The 14,093-nt window shown below is 52.0% G+C and carries 12 protein-coding genes; 8 read left to right on the top strand and 4 right to left on the bottom strand.

The genetic code is table 11. The annotated features are described in order from the left end of the window. The first annotated feature begins 61 nt into the window (after positions 1 to 61). The 3 genes from ACGHAD_RS11980 (at position 62) to ACGHAD_RS11970 (ending at position 3,579) form a co-directional block, all read left to right on the top strand. Positions 62 to 409: a hypothetical protein gene (locus ACGHAD_RS11980; RefSeq protein WP_382417265.1), complete on the top strand. Its 348-nt coding sequence runs from the start codon at positions 62 to 64 to the stop codon at positions 407 to 409. A gap of 165 nt (positions 410 to 574) precedes the next feature. Next, complete coding sequence (locus ACGHAD_RS11975; RefSeq protein ID WP_382417263.1) at positions 575 to 2,911, top strand: beta-propeller domain-containing protein; 2,337 nt, start codon at positions 575 to 577, stop codon at positions 2,909 to 2,911. 353 nt (positions 2,912 to 3,264) lie between these two features. Further along, complete coding sequence (locus ACGHAD_RS11970; RefSeq protein WP_382417261.1) at positions 3,265 to 3,579, top strand: YciI family protein; 315 nt, start codon at positions 3,265 to 3,267, stop codon at positions 3,577 to 3,579. Between the two features lie 17 nt (positions 3,580 to 3,596). Here ACGHAD_RS11970 and ACGHAD_RS11965 read toward each other — a convergent pair whose 3' ends face one another. After that, positions 3,597 to 3,866, bottom strand: coding sequence for a hypothetical protein (locus ACGHAD_RS11965; RefSeq protein ID WP_382417259.1), 270 nt, complete (start codon positions 3,864 to 3,866; stop codon positions 3,597 to 3,599). Positions 3,867 to 4,055: 189 nt separating this feature from the next. Further along, positions 4,056 to 5,126 carry an aldo/keto reductase gene (locus ACGHAD_RS11960; protein WP_382417257.1) on the bottom strand — a complete coding sequence of 357 codons (1,071 nt, stop codon included), beginning with the start codon at positions 5,124 to 5,126 and terminating at the stop codon, positions 4,056 to 4,058. Between the two features lie 218 nt (positions 5,127 to 5,344). Between ACGHAD_RS11960 and ACGHAD_RS11955 the strand changes: the two genes are divergently transcribed. Then, positions 5,345 to 6,274 carry an AraC family transcriptional regulator N-terminal domain-containing protein gene (locus tag ACGHAD_RS11955; protein WP_382417255.1) on the top strand — a complete coding sequence of 310 codons (930 nt, stop codon included), beginning with the start codon at positions 5,345 to 5,347 and terminating at the stop codon, positions 6,272 to 6,274. 164 nt (positions 6,275 to 6,438) lie between these two features. On the opposite strand, the gene ACGHAD_RS11950 is transcribed toward ACGHAD_RS11955, so the two are convergent. Further along, a complete protein-coding gene (locus tag ACGHAD_RS11950) occupies positions 6,439 to 7,833 on the bottom strand; it encodes a family 43 glycosylhydrolase (RefSeq protein WP_382417253.1) in 1,395 nt (464 codons plus the stop codon). Between the two features lie 344 nt (positions 7,834 to 8,177). Here ACGHAD_RS11950 and ACGHAD_RS11945 point away from each other — a divergent pair, with 344 nt between their 5' ends. The 4 genes from ACGHAD_RS11945 to ACGHAD_RS11930 all read left to right on the top strand — a co-directional run bounded on the left by ACGHAD_RS11945 (position 8,178) and on the right by ACGHAD_RS11930 (position 11,630). Next, entirely contained in the window at positions 8,178 to 8,585 is a 408-nt protein-coding gene (locus ACGHAD_RS11945) for a GFA family protein (protein WP_339617749.1), read from the top strand. Positions 8,586 to 8,630: 45 nt separating this feature from the next. Further along, positions 8,631 to 9,419, top strand: coding sequence for a DUF2071 domain-containing protein (locus ACGHAD_RS11940; protein WP_382417250.1), 789 nt, complete (start codon positions 8,631 to 8,633; stop codon positions 9,417 to 9,419). Between the two features lie 176 nt (positions 9,420 to 9,595). Continuing rightward, positions 9,596 to 10,939, top strand: a complete 1,344-nt coding sequence (locus ACGHAD_RS11935; RefSeq protein WP_382417248.1) for a DUF2130 domain-containing protein — start codon at positions 9,596 to 9,598, stop codon at positions 10,937 to 10,939. Positions 10,940 to 10,970: 31 nt separating this feature from the next. Continuing rightward, positions 10,971 to 11,630 (top strand): NADPH-dependent FMN reductase, encoded by a 660-nt coding sequence (locus ACGHAD_RS11930; protein WP_382417246.1) that lies wholly within the window; start codon positions 10,971 to 10,973, stop codon positions 11,628 to 11,630. Positions 11,631 to 12,416: 786 nt separating this feature from the next. Here ACGHAD_RS11930 and ppnN read toward each other — a convergent pair. Further along, complete coding sequence (gene ppnN / locus ACGHAD_RS11925) at positions 12,417 to 13,847, bottom strand: nucleotide 5'-monophosphate nucleosidase PpnN (RefSeq protein WP_339617745.1); 1,431 nt, start codon at positions 13,845 to 13,847, stop codon at positions 12,417 to 12,419. Positions 13,848 to 14,093 lie beyond the last annotated feature (246 nt).

The raw sequence follows: 14,093 nt of genomic DNA, 5'->3' as shown, positions 1-14,093 counted from the left end.
TTTCAGCTCTCGGAATATCAGAGGTTTTTGTAATCGATCAGGCGATCAACAAGGAGTATCTATGACGCTATACGACTTATTTCAAAATTTCAAAATTTTTGAGGCGAAAGACGATGCCGACCGGGCTTCCTTAAGGTCTACGGATAACGTAGGTGAAATCAATAAGCTTCGCGACCAAATCGATCATTTATCTTTGGTGTGTCAAGCTACCTGTGAGCTGCTTGATGAAATTGGTATCAGCAAGAAAATGATGCTTGCCAAGATTCAGGAGATTGATCTTCGCGACGGTAAACTCGATGGTAAGTATGTTAAGCAGCACACTTGTCGCTCCTGCCATCGTCCGTTGGCGGCCAGGCATTTAATGTGTATGTATTGCGGCGTCTTGGTCGATAAGGCTGAGTTGTTGTAGCGATATAGGGTTTACAAAAATCTTGGGGGCAGAGCTTTAATATTTAACCGCTGCCCGGAACTCAAGGGTAGCGTAAGCGTGCCTGCCTTTAACAAAATAGCACAGAATCTCCGTTAAAAAGCGTTAAGCTGCTAGCATCAATAACATTACCAGGAAAGGTGACGTATGAGAGCGCAGTGGTTAGTGGCAATTTTGGCGGTAGGGCTTGGTGGGTGTGGGGGCTCGTCATCGAGTGGCAGTGCTCCCCAGCCTAAAGTGCCTGACGATTCAGTTGATTATACCCAGCTTAAACCCAGCGAACCCAGTGAGGCGCCTTTGGCGCTGTTATCCGGTGACGACTTTGAGCGTCTGGTTAAAAATGGTCTGCGCCTGCAGTTAGCCAGCCGTTATGATTATGCCGGTGGCGCCGAGTCGGACGATATCGATTTTTCCGCTTCGCCCGGTGGCGCTAATGGCGGTGATAGTAACCACTATTCGGATACCAATGTCCACGTCGAGGGCGTTGGTGAGTCTGATGTCACCAAGTACGATGGCCGCCACTGGTTTGTTGCCTATCAACCACAACACCATGATGGTGAGTTGCCGGGGGTACAGATCATTGCGACCGATCCAGATATTCCTGACGCCACAATCGCCGGCACCTATAGTTTTGATGATAGCTCCTGGGGGCCTGCTTATTCGCTGTATTTGCAAAAGGACAATAATGTCGCTTCGCACCTGATCGCTATGCGTAGCCATAGGGGGGCGATGGAGCCGGTGCTCCCAGGCTGGGGCATCGAGTTTTCGGCGGCGGACATGAGTATTTGGCCAGGGCCCGGGAACAGCGAACTTAAAGTTGAGTTTATCGATGTCAATCAGCCTGCCACGCCCGCACTTGCCACATCTATTTCTTTAGACGGCACGTTAATTGATAGCCGCCGGGTGGGCGATACCCTTTACGTGATTACCCGCTATGACCCCTGGTTGGCATCTTTGCAGTTTGAGGAGCTTGATGGGCAAGCTCGCAGCGACAACGAGGCCGCGTTAAGCGGTATCGAGCTTGCCGAACTGTTACCGCAATATCGGCAGGGCGATATGGCGGCTCCGTTAAGCGACGATTGTTACGCCCCGAGCGATACCCTGCCCGAGCACGGTTATTATTCCATGGTGAATATCACCGCCATTGATTTAACCGCCCGACAAGTGGTGTCCAGTGAGTGCTTGAGTACCGGCGTTAACTCCATGACCATGAGCCCCAACGCACTCTACCTAACCTCTAATGACTGGCGCGAGAGCGAATCGCGCACTGTTATTCACAAGTTTGATCTCACCGATAGCGGCGCCAGTTACCGTGCTACCACCAGTGTGCTGGGCCATATTAACGGCGATGCCCCGTACCGGGTAAACGAATACAACGGCGACTTAAGGGTGGTGACGACTCGGGGCGACTGGAATCAGCCCTCGCACCACCTTAGTATTTTGCGCCAGTCGGGCTCGGGTTTTGACACAGTGGCTGAGTTGCCCAACAGCGCACGTCCCGACCCCATTGGTAAGCCGGGTGAAGATATTTATGCGGTGCGTTTTGCGGGGGCCACCGCTTATGTGGTGACTTTTGAGCGGGTTGATCCGCTCTATGTACTGGATTTGTCCGACAGCGCCGACCCTAAAATCAGCGGTGAGTTAGAGGTGCCGGGTTTTGCGACTTACATTCATCCGCTTAACGATAACTACCTGTTTACCCTGGGGCAGGATGCCGATAACCAGACCGGGTGGACAAAAGGTATTAAGGCCCAGCTGGTGAAAGTGGACGCGGGTACACCTGAGTTGGTGGGCGAGATGTTAATTGGTGAGCGGGGCAGTCACAGCGATGCCTTACACGACTTACGCGCGCTTAATTTTTTGCCCGTGGGTGATGGTGATATGCGCGTGTCGTTTCCGGTGAGTGTGAACAGCGAACCCAACGTATGGCAGTACAGCGGCCTGCAGATGTTGTCGTTGACGGGGCTGGATGGGCCGGACGGTGCCATGATTGATAAGGGCACACTGATCGCCGAGACGGCGGGTAATAACCAGTACGATTACAGTGGCGGTGTCAGGCGCGGATTGTTGCATGATGAGGCGGTTTACTACGCCCACGACAATCAGGTTTGGTCTAGCGGTTGGGGGGCTGCCGATGCCCCTCAGGGCCCCATCGGTGGCGAGCCTATCGCCTGTACCGAGGAGATCCGCTACGGCTTAAACATTGACCTCTGGGTGGATGATGAAAGCATCGACGCCTGCGCTGCCCAGGTGGTCGCCACTGATGGTGAATACTCGGAGGTACTGCAACCAAAAACAGGTCACTACGGGCCGGGCGGCTGTTATTTTTACGGCGCCCCCGAGCGGGCCGGTAGCTATTCTGTTACCGCCACGCTTGATGGTTTTACCACCCAGACCCAGACGGGCATTGTCGTATCGGAAGATGTCTGCCACGTGCAGCCGCGTTGGCTGTGGTTTAAATGGCCGATGAGCAACGAGCCATAAACTGACTAGGTCATACTGAATGGGTCAAATCTTGGCTTAAGATTAGTGTGCCGTCACCGGGCGATATTCTTCTTCGGTGTATAGATCATAGGGGCGGCGAGAATTTACGAGCTGACCCTCTTGATCTTTTTTGTAATGTAAACGTTAAACGCAGGGCTAAAATAAAAGTGCCTACGTTAAGTTTTCTGGAGCTCCTGCAAATTACGTCGGTATTAATTGGTACATTTGCGCGCCACGTAAAAAACGTAGAGGCTTCCATTGTAAAGCCGGCACAAGGTGGTGTGTCGAAAGTCGCTCTTGTTAGTCGACTATTTATTGTGGTTAATCATACACAATACTAGGAGGGCTAAAAGGTGAAGTTTCTGTGTCTGGCATTCGGTGACGAAGACGGTTGGAATTTACTAAGCGATGATGAAAAAACCGATGTATTAGCGCAAGACGAGTTTATCAGAGACGGCGGTGCGACTGTGGTTGCGGTTCGCCCTCAGGTAACATCGGTACGTCACTGGGGTAATGATTTTGAGGTTAAAGACGGGCCGCATCAGAGTGGATTACCGCTGGCCGGTTTTTACATTATCGAGGCAGAACGCCTTGAAACCGTTATCGACCTGGTGGCGAATACGCCCTGCGCGCGGGCTGGGGGCGTGATTGAGGTTCACCCATTTTAAAGTAGGGTATAAACCCGTCAAACATTAAGCCAAACCTGCCCCACGACCACGAGCACAAAAATCAGTGCCCAGCCACCGTACAGCAGTGCTTTGGTAGGTAGTTGCTCGGCTTTGTTTAGTCTAAACCCGATGAGTATTAGCGAGGATACGCCCACTTGCATAGCCATAAGACCGAGTGCTTTGCGCGCGGTGGTGACTGTTGGCTCCATGCCAGCCAGCAGCGCAATGATGCCCACAATGGCAAAAGTAAATAAAAACCAGCTAAAAATCTTTAAGTAGCGGAACACGGGCGCCTCGATAGTATTGGAGCAGGTGGCTGGGCGAACCAGCAATAACGAAACAGATTAACGCAGTGGTATGCGGAGTGACAAGTCGCGGGGTGTTAACCTAAGCAGCTTGGTGCCGTTGACTGCCTCAGGCCCTGAGGCAGTCAATATTATAAAATCAATAACACTCAGCCTTACCAGAAAACGCCATTACTGATTCATATGGGCGCGATACTCGCCCTGCCTCTCGATCATCCAGCCGGGGTATTCGGCGGGTAGGCGACTGACGTTATCCAGCGCGGTGAGCTCGCCCTCGCTTAAGCGAATGCGAGCAGCGTGAATATTATCCAACAGTTGATCTGCTCGTTTGGCTCCGACAATAACGCTGCTGACGGCGCGTTGGTGTAGCAGCCACGCCAGAGCTATTTGGGCAGCGCTAACGGGTTTGCCGTCGAGTTCTTTGCCTACGGCGATCTCGCGCATGGTGGCAATCACTTGGCTGCCGCGCTCGTGGTTAACCGGCGGAAAATCAAACTGGGTGCGGCGGTTTTGCCCGGAGGCATCTGGCCCTTCGTATTTACCCGATAAATAACCGCCCGCCAATGGGCTCCAGACCATCAGGCCAATGTCTTCCGATTGCAGCATGGGAATGATTTCGCGCTCCAAATCGCGCCCTACCAAGGTGTAATAAGCTTGTAGCGACACGATAGGGCAAAGGCGGCGCGCCTCGGCGATGCCTACCGCTTTCATTACTTGCCAGGCGGCCCAGTTGGAGAGCCCGATGTGATGTACGTGGCCGTGCTGCACCAAGGTGTTGAGCGCCTCAAGGGTTTCGGTTATCGGTGTGGCCGGGTCGAAGCCGTGAATTTGGTAGAGGTCGATGTAGTCTGTTTGCAGCCGCTTTAGGCTGGCTTTGCACTGGGTGAGAATGTGCCCGCGCGATGCGCCGCGATGATTGGGGCCTTCGCCCATCGGCCCTAGTACTTTGGTGGCTAGCACTATGTCCTCGCGCGGAACATTAAGGTTTTTTAGCGTTTGGCCGAGTATCGCCTCGCTGTTGCCGCCACTATAGACATTGGCGGTGTCAATAAAGTTAATGCCGTTGGCCAGCGCTAATTCGACTAGCTCGTCGGCGTCGCGCTGTTGCAACTTGCCAATTTTGCCCCACATGTCATCGCCGCCACCAAAGGTCATGGTGCCTAGGCACAGCTCGGAAACAAACAAGCCAGAGTGACCTAAGGTGTGCATGGCAAGCGGGGAGTCTTGTGATGGTGTTGTCATTGGGGTTACCTCGTAATCTAGTGAAGGCCGCTGGTGCAGCGTTACGATCATACTAAGGCGCTTGCGCCAAAAGTGGCAGGCAGAAACTCTCGCATTCATGCACAATTCTATCAAGTCGGGTTTCTGGGCTGCTCGGGTTATGGCAATCAGCGTATGCTGTAGATCGTTAAGACTCGGTGTATTGGGCGATTGCATCCAACGTTAAAGGCGAGATAGTAATGGTGAGTGATTTACCCCCGCACGTATTCGATGATCGGACTGCTTTTGCCACATTGCAGGCAATGGTCGAGCAGCAATGGTTGAGCGGCGGCCACGAGTGCGCCATTGACGGGCTGCGCCTGACCCGCGCAACGGAGCCCAGCGGTACGATTCGCGCGGTGTATCAAACCTCGTTCTGCCTCGTGCTGCAGGGCAGTAAGTCCAGTGCGATAGGCGAGACTGCACTGGAATATCACAGCGGGCAATGTTTAGTGGCTTCGGTAAATGTGCCGGTTAATTCGCGTATTACTCAGGCCAGTGCCGAGCAGCCCTATTTGGCGCTGAGCTTGGCGATTGATCCGGCGATGGTCTCGGAGTTGTTGCTGGCGCATCCAGGTGTGGCCCATAGTCGTGTTAAGCGGGCAGCATTGGTAAAAGGCGCAGCGCCGCCTGAGGTGCTCGATCCTCTCACGCGCTTGCTGGCGCTTTGTCAGCAGCCGGCAGATCAAGCGGTACTTGAGCCTTTGATTCGCCGTGAAATCTGCTGGCGTTTGCTGTGCTCACCTATGGGCGCTGCATTGCTGCAAGCGGGGTTGCAGGATAGTGAAACGGCCCGTATCGGCCAAGTTACCGCTTGGATGCGGGCCCATTACGCCAAAGCGTTTAAAGTGGCGAATTTAGCCGATATGGCCTCGATGAGCCCGGCGTCGTTTTATCGCCACTTTAAAGCCATAACACAAATGACACCGGTCCAATTTCAAAAGCAGGTGCGCCTGCAAGAAGCCAGACGATTACTGTTAAGCGAGCATGAAGTCGCCGGTGTGGGTTACAAAGTCGGTTACGAAAGCCCGTCGCAGTTTAGCCGTGATTACCGCAAACTGTTCGGCGCGCCACCGGGTAAAGACGCGGCCATTATGCGCTCCAGCGTAGCGATAGAGAGTAGAGCCTGATTTAGTAAAGGCTAAAAACAAAGAGCAATTAACAGTGGCCGCGTGGTTTTATTGTCTGGGGCGACGACATTGATTGAGTTTGTCCCAAAGCATGGGCGGTGTCACTAGCGCCTCGATAAACCGGTAAGTGCCCGATTTATCGAGGCTGCCCACACAGATCAAAGTTATTGACGCAACATTAGCCAGTGTTGGTTATAGCCTCCGGTGCGGCTCCACTGCAGGATATTGGCGCCATTGGCTGTACTGTTGGCGCTGACATCAAGCAGCTTATTGCTGAGGTCCGACTCAATTTCAACGCTGTTTCCCGCGACCGAGTTTAAGCGCCACTTTTGGCCAGCGCCGCCCCAGTAGTCCCACTGGGCAATGTTTGCGCCGTTGGCACTGCTTTGCTCCCAGATATCTAAGCTTTTTTGGCTTAAGGCGTTAATTAGGCTATAGGTGCCTGTACCGTGATCTACTAAGTACCATTTTTGGTGCAGCCAGTCGTTAAAGTCGTATTGCACCACATTGCCACCATTGTCGATTGAGGCATTTTCCACCTCTAGTGCTTTGCCACTGTGACGGGACTGCAGTTGATACAAGCCTTCACTGTAGCCGCCGCAGCTATGGATAGAGCTGAAGTTGCTGGTCATAGTGGGCCACCCGCCAACGAAGTCCATGCGCTGAATGTCGAGTTTAGCGGCGCCGTTATCGTTTAGGTCGTAGTAGTGAGTACTGGTGTAGTTACAACCATCTTGCTTAATAATGCCAATATGACCGGGCCCTTTGCGGTTGCCGTTAACATTGGGCATTAAATTGCGCTCACCAGTATAGGGACCAAAAATGCTGCTAGAGCGAGCTACTTGAACCCGATAGGTACTGTTAACGCCTTGGCAGCAGTTGCCGCGAGTGAAAAACAGGTAATAGAAGTCGCCGTTGCGGGTAATGTAGGGTGCTTCAATCGACTGATGGCCGCCGCCGAAAATATGCTGCACAGATGACGATAATTTACCGGTGTTTTGGTTAATTTCGGCAACCCCTAGGCCTCCAAACCAAGAGCCGTAAGACATATACACGCGACCATCGTGATCGCGCATTAGCGCGGGGTCGATGGCGTTAATTTCACCGCCGCCACCGTAAGATTGCACGACTACTCCCAAGTCTTGCCAGTTGGGGTTGGTTAACGATTCTGTGCGCACCACGCCAATGGCTGAGCGCGAGCTGCCAAAAGTAGATGCTGAGTAATAAAGGTAATAGTAATCGCCCATTTGAATAATATCCGGCGCCCAAAAGTGGCCTGCAAAGCCCGGTACGGCGTCGTTAATCCAGCTAGGCCAGCCAGCGCCAAATACTGTACCTGGGTTACCCCAGCTCACCATATCGGTTGATCGCGAGAACCAAATACCATCGCCGGTGGTGAACTGAAAATAGGTGTTGCCGTCTCTGGTGAGGGTGGAGGGGTCGTGGGAGTTGGTGATGCCAGACAAATTGAGTGCGCTGGCTAGACCTGAGACAGCCATTAAGCTAAAAATGCCGGCGCGTAGGGTGTTACGCGCAATATCACGTATGGAATGGAACATAAGCTAACCCTTTTATCATTATTGGAGGTTTTGTTGTCCCTAACGCTATTTGTAGTATAGTCCTACAAATAGCGTAGCAGTAATTAATGCTAACGCCTAGTACCAGAGTCCTTTTACTTTGCGGAGCAGATAACAAAATCCGCGAGTTAGTGCTGTAGCCGCCAGCGAACATTGCTGCCGACTCCCGAGCTGACCCTTCTTAAGGTAATATTGAGGGGCGTTGGCCGAGGTAAACTAAGCCTTGTGGTTGCGATCCAGCCAGCCACTCGCCGCCAATGTACCGGTTGCGTTTAAGCGACATTTTCGGTGACATTCAAGACAGATAAAGGAGCTTTCGCGCAAGTATGCAATACCCTATTGACGGAGCCTGCCAATGTGGCGGCGTAACCTATCAGTTGTTAGCAGAGCCTTTGATGGTGGTGGCATGTCACTGCAAAGCGTGTCAAAAGCTCTCGACCAGTGCGTTTAGTATTACCGCTGTGGTGAATGTTGATGCTGTTGAGTTTCAAGGAGAGATGGCCGAGTGGCGCAGAATCGCCGATAGTGGCAACACGAATGGGGCAAAGTTTTGTCCTACCTGCGGTAACAGAATCTATCACTTTAACCCGCAAGAGCCCGATAAGATTAAACTTAAACCCGCTAACTTATCGGATACCCGCATTATCAAACCGACCGCCCATGTGTGGGTAAGCGAAAAACAAGATTGGTATGTGATTCCCGACGGCGTCGCGGTATACGATAAACAGCCTTAAGCCCGTTGCGGCTAAATTATTCGCCACAGTGATCAAGGAGTTGCGATGCAAACGTTGCGAAAGATGGCGGATTATCTCATAGAGAGACCTAAGCCAAAGGGTATCGATGTTCGCTGTGGCTTGCAGCATTTCGCTATTATTACGTACGCGGTTCCAGCTGATAGGTTTGAAGGCCTTTTTCCAGACAGGTTTCGACTAGACGTTGTTGATATTGACGGCCAGCAAATGGGGCTTATCTCGGTGGTGCCGTTTATCGATGTTGATTTTACATCAGCGGTTTTTCCGTTTCCCAAGTTTACTATGGGACAAACAAACTATCGGATTTACATCGTTGATCAACTAACCAATGAGCGTTGTGTCTGGTTTTTAGGCACAGTACTGGATTCATGGACGTTAGCCGTTCCGCGGTATCTATGGAATCTCCCATGGCATGCTGGTAACGTAAAATTTGATTGTCGCGTGAACCAGGCGAGCGGTTTGTACGAACAATACGCAATGGAGACTTGCTCTAGCTGGGCAGATGCGTCTGTGGTGTTACACCAATCGAGTGAGGAGGTTTTTGATTTTCCAGGGTTTCCGGATACTGAATCGGCACTGGTTTACCTTACTCATCCGCTCGCAGGGTTTTACTTTCGCAGAGACGGTAAGCTTGGGACTTACAGGGTTTGGCATAAAGAGCTAGCCGTTACACCGGCGAGCTTAGTGTCGGCTAGATTTAAGCTTTTGTCAGATCTTGGGATCGTTTATGAAGCAGAGCAAAACCACCCCTACAGCATTTTAGTTGAACCGTTAAATGAATTTACCATTTATTTGCCGCCAACCGTTGTCGGTTGAGTGCCTTAAAATTGCTTTTTACGTTGTTGTGAGGCTAGCTCAAAAGCAGTCGCCGCTATATGCTGCGGGTCTATTTTATCGTTTCTAATTAACCTCAGAGAACACTTAATTGAGTTTGCTGGTCGAATTGAGGCAACTAGCTAATTTGACTGAGTTGACTATACGGGTAAAGCTTTATGCATGAAATTAACTGTCCCCACTGCAAAAAGGCGTTTAAGGTCGACGAGGCCGGCTACGCCGATATCCTTAAGCAGGTTCGTGATCACGAGTTTGAAAAGCAATTACATGAGCGGTTGGAACTGGCCGAGCAAGATAAGCAAAACGCGGTAGAGCTGGCCACCAGCAAAATTAGCCGAGAGTTGGATAAAGCCTCTGCTGCAAAAGATGCCGAAATTAAAGAGCTGAACGCTAAGCTGGCCGCGGGTGAGGATGCCCAGAAGCTCGCCGTAATGGAGGCGTTAACAGCCCTAGAGAAAGAGCGTGATAGTTTGGCAAACGAGCTTAAACAGGCGGCGCAAGATAAAAAAGCTGCCGCTGAATTGGCAGAGGCAAAACGGTTACACGAACTACAGCAGGCCACAGCCGCCAAGGAGACGCAGTTACAAAGCCTACAAAGCGAGCTAGAGCGAGCGAAGTGGGAAAAGCAGCTTGAGGCGAGCACACTGAGAGAGCGCTACGAAGCCCAGATTAAAGATCGCGAGGGCGAGATCGAGCGCCTGCGGGATATGAAAGCTCGGTTGTCGACCAAAATGGTGGGCGAAACCTTAGAGCAACACTGCGAGACGGAGTTTAACCGAATTCGCGCCACGGCGTTTCCCAAAGCTTATTTTGAGAAGGATAACGACGCGCGTAGCGGCAGTAAAGGTGATTATATATTCCGCGACTACGGCATTGTTGAAGGCAGCGCGGACGATGCTGGCACCGAAACTGTGTCGATTATGTTCGAGATGAAAAACGAGAGTGATGAAACCGCCACAAAAAAGAAAAATGAAGACTTTTTAAAAGAGCTCGACAAAGATCGCAACGAGAAAGGCTGTGAGTACGCCGTGCTGGTCTCTCTGTTAGAGCCCGACAGCGAGCTGTATAACTCGGGTATCGTCGATGTGTCACACCGTTACCCTAAAATGTATGTCATTCGGCCACAATTTTTTATTCCGATTATTACGCTGTTGCGCAATGCGGCCCAGAACTCACTAGAGTATAAAGCCGAGTTGGCGCTGGTTAAATCACAAAATATTGATATCACCAACTTTGAGAGCGATCTGGACGCTTTTAAAACAGGCTTTGCACGCAATTACGAGTTGGCCTCTAAGAAGTTTAAAACGGCTATTGATGAGATTGACAAAACGATCAATCACCTGCAAAAAACCAAAGACGCGCTGCTGGGCTCTGAGAATAACCTGCGCTTAGCCAACAACAAAGCCGATGATCTGACGGTCAAAAAGCTCACCAAACGCAACCCCACTATGGCGGCTAAGTTTGATGAGCTTAAAGTTGGCGACGCACCTGATATTGAGTAACACTAGGCGTTGTATGGATGGAGTTTGCTAGATGAAGTTTTTAGTATTTTTGGGTACGGTTCGCGATAGTACACCGCCAAGGCCCGCCCGCTTGGGCGAGCGGGTGGCCAAGGCCTGCTTAAAATGTTTGGCGGACCGTTATGGCGAGCATGAGGTGGAACTGATTGACGCGTTGGATTACCCGCTAGAGCCGGTGTTTAAACCTCACTTTGCCTACGCCGCCGGTAGAGCCCCCGGTGCGCTTAATGAACTGGCCGATAAAATAGCCTCCGCTGACGGGTTTATTATGATCAGCCCGGAATACAATCATTTAATGAGCCCGGCGTTAGCTAACTTGCTAAACCATTTTGGCAGCTCGTTGTTCTCTTACAAGCCCAGTGCCATTGTTACTTACTCGGCTGGTCAGTGGGGTGGTATGCGCGCGGCTGTTGCGATGCGGACCTTTCTTTCGGAGTTAGGCTGCCTGCCCGTATCGGCAATGATTCATGTGCCCAAAGCGCAAGAAGTCTTCGCTGATAATGGGTTGCCGCAAAACGCAGAGAGCGAGGCCTCTTGGTTTGATTACTTTGGCCGAACATTCCACCAGCTAATCTGGTGGGGGCAGGCTACAACAGCGCACCGGGCTAAGGCGGACCCCCATGAGCTAGTTCGGGACTTTAAAAAAGACCCGTCTGAACGAAACGCTCCTTAGAGTACTCGCTATAGCAGGCGTTGCAATAAAGCCATCGGGTACTCGTCGGGTGACCACTTTTAGGGTTGTTGGCAATTTTATCGATTTAGTAGGTTGCCTCGTTTCGCACTCTAACGAACCTTGCGGTGATTTTGAGCTTGGCTCGCGGGTCGGCTTTGGCACCAGCGGACGTTAGTGTGGATGTTGGGTGAGAGGCCTCAGGCCCAGAAGTTACTCTCTTGGTGTGGCTGCGCGGTGGCTTTTATGAGTCTAGAAATAAAAAAAAGGCCCACTTGGCGTGGACCCCTTGTGCGATTAATGTCTGTGCTCATCCGTGTAGACTGGGTACTTCCTTTGCGTAATGTTTGTCCCCGGTGGCGTCCTGCCGGTTCGTCCTTCAAACCCCTGTCGTGGAATTCTTAGTATTCGGCTCCCTTGTGCCGAGCGACTTCTCCTTGTCGTCTTACCTGTTGTTGTTTGATTCTTCCGTGGCCACTCCTTGGCGGTTATGCTTATCTCCTTGTTTAGCGTCCTGCTAATCTCTCGTCCTAAGAGTGAGCGTCCTGCGAGTGTCCTTTGCGCTTGCATCCTGCGCGCGTCCTTTTTGGCGCAACCACATCCTGTGGTTGGGTACATCCTGTGAACCGTCCTGGCCCCTTAGTCATCCATGTAACGTCCCTGTAAGCGTAGTATCCCTAAAACCGCTATGTGGAGATAGTCGCCATTAGCACGAGTTTTTGTGAGACATGTCGTACAGCGTGTGTGATGCCTTCGTTACAAACGGGTGTTAATTGGATGACAATTTTGTTACCGGGTGATGCGGTAGCAGGGTTTATAGGTGCTACCGGGCAGTTTCATACGGCCTTGCTCTTGAAAAGCCTGCAGCAGATCATCAACCGGCTGCATGATGGCGGATTCACCGCAAATTTCAAATAAACCGTGCTTCTCGATGGCGCGTATGCCCTCGTCTTTAACGTTGCCCGCGACAATACCGGAAAACGCCCGTCGCAAATTAGCGGCCAAGGTGTGAGGCTCTTGGTTCTGGTGCAGTGCCAGAGCACTCATATTGGCGTGGGTGGGTGCAAATGGTTGCTGAAACAGCGGGGCGATTTTTAACTGCCAGTTAAAGTAGTAGGCGTCGTCGGTGCTTTTACGAAAGGCCCGTACCTCGGCAATGCCATCGACCATAGTGCGGGCGACGGCTTCGGGATCGTCGATGATGATTTTATAGCGTGACTGCGCCTCGGCGCCCAGCGTGGTGGCAATAAATTCGTCGATTTGATGAAAGTAAGCCGCGCTTGAGCTCGGTCCGGTAAATACCAGCGGGAAGGGTAGTGTGGCGTTATCGGGGTGTAACAATATACCCAACAGGTAGAGAATTTCTTCGGCGGTGCCAGCGCCCCCGGGGAACACGACAATACCGTGGCCGGCGCGGACAAATGCCTCAAGCCGTTTTTCGATATCGGGCATAATCGCCAGTTCGTTAACGATAGGGTTGGGGGCTTCGGCGGCAATAATACCGGGCTCGGTAATGCCGATGTAGCGGCGCAGGCCCAAGCGTTGTTTGGCGTGGCCAATAGTCGCTCCTTTCATAGGGCCTTTCATGGCGCCCGGGCCGCAGCCGGTGCAAATATCCAAACCGCGTAGGCCCATCTGGTAGCCAACTTTTTTGGTGTAATCGTACTCACCCATACTAATGGAGTGTCCGCCCCAGCAAACTACGATATTGGGGTCGACATTGGGGCGAATAATGTCCGCATTGCGCAGCATATGAAAAACCGCATCGGTGGTGGCCTCGGGGGACAGCGCATCGCCTTCGTTGATCGACTGTTGCGTGTCGGCCAAGCGGCTGTCACCACTGGCAAAAATCACATCGCGTAGCACGACAAATAAGTGTTCACTAATGCCGCGAATCATTTTGCCATCGACAAACGCGCTGGATGGGGCACCTTTTACATCCAACTTAATACCGCGCTCTTCCTGAATGACTTTAATATCAAAGTCGGGGTAGCGCTCCAGTAGTTCTTTACCGTCGTCCAGCGAGTTACCGCAGTTGAGTACCGCCAGCGAGCAGCTGCGAAACAGCTTGTAGAGCCCGCTTTGGCTAACGTCCAGCAACTTGGCGGCCTCGGTTTTAGAGAGAATGTTGAGTTGCTCGTGGGGGGAGATAATGGCGTCGGTGGTGTCGTAGTGGCCCGCCTCGTGGTGGGCGTGTTGGTACGGCTGATTGTGGGGCATTGAGTCTCTATCCTTCCTGTCGCCAATGGGGGCGGTAGCTAAAACATCGGGCTTTCGGGCCCTTTCTCTTAAGTTTAAGTGTAACGCAGTTTTGCGGGCTTGGGTGTGAGTACCCACAGGGCTGTGAAGGGGCGTCCTGTTGCCTCTAGCCGCTAACCGCGGTGTTTTTTTACCGGCTTATCGGTCACTTAACCTATGCCAGTAACTCCTCAACTGCGTGGTAAGCCGTCCACGAATCACTCGAAC

Source organism: Gilvimarinus japonicus, from assembly GCF_042847215.1.
GTDB classification, from domain to species: Bacteria; Pseudomonadota; Gammaproteobacteria; order Pseudomonadales; family Cellvibrionaceae; genus Gilvimarinus; species Gilvimarinus japonicus.
This window is presented reverse-complemented; position numbering and strand designations above follow the sequence as displayed.

What these genes read in the sequence shown, in the direction of transcription:
- ACGHAD_RS11945 (WP_339617749.1), top strand. Translation starts at nt 8,178, where the DNA reads ATGCAATACCCTATTGACGGAGCCTGCCAATGTGGCGGCGTAACCTAT.
- ACGHAD_RS11935 (WP_382417248.1), top strand. Translation starts at nt 9,596, where the DNA reads ATGCATGAAATTAACTGTCCCCACTGCAAAAAGGCGTTTAAGGTCGAC.
- ACGHAD_RS11940 (WP_382417250.1), top strand. Translation starts at nt 8,631, where the DNA reads ATGCAAACGTTGCGAAAGATGGCGGATTATCTCATAGAGAGACCTAAG.
- ppnN (WP_339617745.1), bottom strand. Translation starts at nt 13,847, where the DNA reads ATGCCCCACAATCAGCCGTACCAACACGCCCACCACGAGGCGGGCCAC.
- ACGHAD_RS11980 (WP_382417265.1), top strand. Translation starts at nt 62, where the DNA reads ATGACGCTATACGACTTATTTCAAAATTTCAAAATTTTTGAGGCGAAA.
- ACGHAD_RS11975 (WP_382417263.1), top strand. Translation starts at nt 575, where the DNA reads ATGAGAGCGCAGTGGTTAGTGGCAATTTTGGCGGTAGGGCTTGGTGGG.
- ACGHAD_RS11960 (WP_382417257.1), bottom strand. Translation starts at nt 5,126, where the DNA reads ATGACAACACCATCACAAGACTCCCCGCTTGCCATGCACACCTTAGGT.
- ACGHAD_RS11930 (WP_382417246.1), top strand. Translation starts at nt 10,971, where the DNA reads ATGAAGTTTTTAGTATTTTTGGGTACGGTTCGCGATAGTACACCGCCA.
- ACGHAD_RS11950 (WP_382417253.1), bottom strand. Translation starts at nt 7,833, where the DNA reads ATGTTCCATTCCATACGTGATATTGCGCGTAACACCCTACGCGCCGGC.
- ACGHAD_RS11955 (WP_382417255.1), top strand. Translation starts at nt 5,345, where the DNA reads ATGGTGAGTGATTTACCCCCGCACGTATTCGATGATCGGACTGCTTTT.